Annotated in this window: 3 protein-coding genes; all 3 read right to left on the reverse strand. The window is 66.5% G+C overall.

Annotation, left to right across the window (positions count from 1 at the left end; translation table 11 throughout):
- Positions 1–1,352: replicative DNA helicase (locus tag AC1DJN_RS21155; protein ID WP_478040106.1), on the reverse strand; the 1,352-nt coding region annotated here is incomplete at its 3' end.
- Between the two features lie 213 nt (positions 1,353–1,565).
- A complete protein-coding gene (locus tag AC1DJN_RS21160; protein WP_033831525.1) occupies positions 1,566–2,126 on the reverse strand; it encodes an NADPH-dependent FMN reductase in 561 nt (186 codons plus the stop codon).
- A 66-nt stretch (positions 2,127–2,192) separates the two neighbouring features.
- The coding region (locus AC1DJN_RS21165; protein WP_478040108.1) for an asparagine synthetase B family protein at positions 2,193–3,661 on the reverse strand (1,469 nt) is incomplete at its 5' end.

The following is a 3,661-nucleotide window of genomic DNA, read 5'->3' on the forward strand; positions in this document are numbered from 1 at the left end:
CCGGTGGGGCCACCGCGGTGCTTGCCGATGATGATCTCGGCCAGGCCCTTGTCCGGCGAATTTTCCTTGTTGTAGTAATCGTCGCGGTAGATGAAGACGATCATGTCCGCATCCTGCTCGATTGCGCCCGATTCGCGAAGGTCGGCCATCACCGGGCGCTTGTCGGTACGTGTTTCCAGCGAGCGGTTGAGCTGGGACAGTGCAATGACCGGCACGTGCAGTTCCTTGGCCAGGCCCTTCAGCGAACGCGAGATCTCGGAAATTTCGGTCGCGCGGTTCTCGCTGTTGCCCGGCACGCTCATCAGCTGCAGGTAGTCGATCACGATCAGGCCCAGGTCGTGCTCGCGCTTGAGGCGGCGGCACTTGGAACGCAGGATCTCCGGCGACACGCCCGGCGTATCGTCGATGAAGATCTTGGTTTCCTTCAACATCTTGATCGCACCGGTTACCCGGCTCCAGTCCTCGTCCTCCAGCTGGCCGGTACGCAGGCGCTGCGCGTTGATGCGGCCATTGGACGAGATCAGGCGCATCGCCAGCTGCGATGCGGACATTTCCATCGAGAACACTGCCACGCCCTTCTTCGACTTGATCGCCGCGTACTCGGCGATGTTCAGGGCGAAGGTGGTCTTACCCATCGCAGGACGCGCGGCAAGGATGATCAGGTCGGTCGGCTGCAGGCCGGCGGTCATCGCATCGAAATCGGTATAGCCGGTCGGCAGGCCGGTGATGTTGCCGCCATTCTCGAAGCGGTTGCGCAGCTCTTCGAATGCGTCCTTCAACGCACCGGGCATGGCCACGAAGTCGGTACGGCCGCGCGCGCCCTGCTCGGCGATGGCAAATACGCTCTTTTCCGCGGCGGACAGCAGCTCGCTGCTGTCGCGCCCCTCGGGCTGGAAACCATCGTTGACGATGTCGGTGCCGACCTGGATCAGCTGCCGCAGCACCGCCTTGTCGCGCACGATCTCGGCATAGGCCACGATATTGGCCGCCGACGGCGTGGTGCTGGCCAGTTCGATCAGATAGGCGCCATCGCCCACCAGCTCCATCTTGCCCTGCGATTCGAACCACTCGCCCAGGGTCACCGCATCGAAGGGGCGCTCGCGCTCGGACAACTCGCGGATCGCCCGGTAGATCATCTGGTGGTCGCGGCGGTAGAAGTCACCCTCGGTCAGCTGGTCGTTGACCCGGTCGTAGGCCTCCGGTGCCAGCATCAGGCCACCCAGCACCGCCTGTTCGGCCTCCACCGAGTGCGGCGGCACGCGCAACTGGTCGATACGCGATTCATCGCGATCGCGATCGAAGCCATCGCCGCGCTCTCTGCGGTTGGAACGGAAGCCGGAACGGGCGGACATGCTGCGGTGTTTCCTGCAAAAGGGGCCAGACGAGTGTAGGCATGCGCCGAGCCCGGCGGCCATGGACAAACCTGTGGATAAGCCGTGGAAGAACGGGGGATATCCGCCTGAGCCTGTCCAGACTGGCGCGAGGGCGTCGCATTGCCTGCTACGGGCGTCGTTGCGACGCCCGAAGCGGACCATTATCGCAGATGGGAACCGCCGCTGCTGGCGTCAATCGCCCTTGGCATGTACCGCGATCAGGGCCAGGAACCGGTCCACATAGCCCTGCAGGAACGTCTGCGTGCCCTCGTTGTGGATCGTGCCGTCGGCATCGATCAGGCCATCCTTGAAGTGGATGAACGCCTCGGGCTGGCCAAGCACGTGCATGTCCAGGAAGGCCAGGCTGTTGCGCAGGTGCTGCTGGGCCACCGCCGTGCCGATCTGGCCGATGGAAGCACCGATCACCGCCGCTGGCTTGCCCGCAAAAGCGCTGTCGCCGTAGGGGCGCGAGCCGATGTCGATGGCATTCTTCAACACGCCCGGCACGGAACGGTTGTACTCGGGGGTCACGAACAGCACGGCGTCGGCGGCACGTACCTGGTCCTTCAGGCGCGTGCCCTGYGCGGGGTAGCTGGCGTCGAAATCCTGGTCGTACAGCGGCAGGTCGCCGATCTGCACGTACTGGAAGCGCGCCTTGTCACCCGCAAGTTTCTCCAGCGCGCGGGCCAGCTTGCGGTTGCATGAGTCCTTGCGCAGGCTGCCGACGAATACGGCAATGGTGGGGACGGACATCAGGACATACTCCTCACGGTGCGGGAGGGCCAGCCTAGCCGCCGCGCCCTTCCCCGCCGGTGAAGATCAAGCGCGCTTCACGCCTGCACGCACCTGCCGCCAGTGGTCCTGCCAGGCCTGGAACATCAGCACGTTCCACAGGTGCGTGTGCCACTTGCGCTGGCCGCCCAGGAACTGCTGCCACAGTGGCTGCACGGCGGCGGCCGACAGCACGCCTTCGCGTTCCAGTCGCGCCGGCTGCAACAGTTCGTCCGCCCAGGGCTTCAGATCGCCCTTCAGCCAATCACTGACCGGTGCACCGAATCCACGCTTGGGCCGGTGCACCATCGACTGCGGCACGTACCGCCCCAGCACGCGCTTGAGCAGCACCTTGCTGGTCGACTCACTGCGCTTGAAGCCCAGCGGCAGCGACCAGGCGAACTCGGCCACGCGCCAGTCCAGCAAGGGCGCACGTGCCTCCAGGCTGACCGCCATCGAGGTGCGGTCGACCTTGCACAGCAGATCGTCGGGCAGATAGCTGACGAAGTCGGCCAGCATCATCGCGTCGGCCGGCGTACCGGCACCATGCAGCGGATCGGCCAGATCGTAGAAGCTGCCCGCCTCGCGTGCACCGATCACCGCCGCCGCCGGATCGCGCCAGCGCGAGATGCGGTTGCGATACACATCGCCGATGCCACGTGCGCCGGTTTCGGCCAGCAACGCGGCCAGCCCGCCGGTGCGCGACGCCTCGCCCTGCTGGTGCGCACGCGCGCCCATCCAGCGCCGCAGCGGCGCGGGCACCCGTCCCAGCATCTGCCAGTTGCGCAGCGCGCGTACATAGCGGGTATAGCCGAAGAACAGCTCATCGCCGCCATCGCCGGACAGTGCGACGGTCACGCCCTGGCGGGCGAGGCGGGCGACCAGCGCGGTCGGCACCTGCGAGGCATCGGCAAAGGGTTCGTCGAACATTGCCGGCAGCTGCGGCACCACCGCCAGCGCATCGGCGCCACTGACATACAGCTCGGTGTGATCACAGCCAAGGTGGGTAGCCAGTTCCCTGGCCAACGGTGCCTCATCGTGGTGCGAGCCGCTGAAGCCGATGCTGAAGCTGTGCACCGGCTGCCCGCTCTGCGCCTGCATCAGCGCCGCCACCAGCGACGAATCGGTGCCGCCGGACAGGAACACGCCCACCGGCACATCGGCAACCATGCGCAGCGCCACGGCATCGCGCAGCAGGCCATCCAGCTGCTCCTCGGCCTCCTCGATGCGGCCCTGGAACGGTGCGGCCAGTGCCGCCTGCATGCGCGCGCGCGCGTCCCAGTACGGACGCTGCGCCTGCTCAGGGCGATGTGCGCTGGCCCCGGCCGCCACCGCCGCCGCATCCAGCCGCAGCACGCGCCCGGGCATCAGCTTGTAGCAGCGCTGGTGGATGCTGTGCGGTGCCGGGATGTAATCCAGCCGCAGCAGCAGCGTCAGCGCATCGCGGTCGATATCGTTGTCGAAATCCGGGTGCTGCCACAGCGCCTTCAGCTCCGAGCCGAACACCAGGGCATCAC

This window comes from Stenotrophomonas sp. 05L414_2, assembly GCF_056397905.1.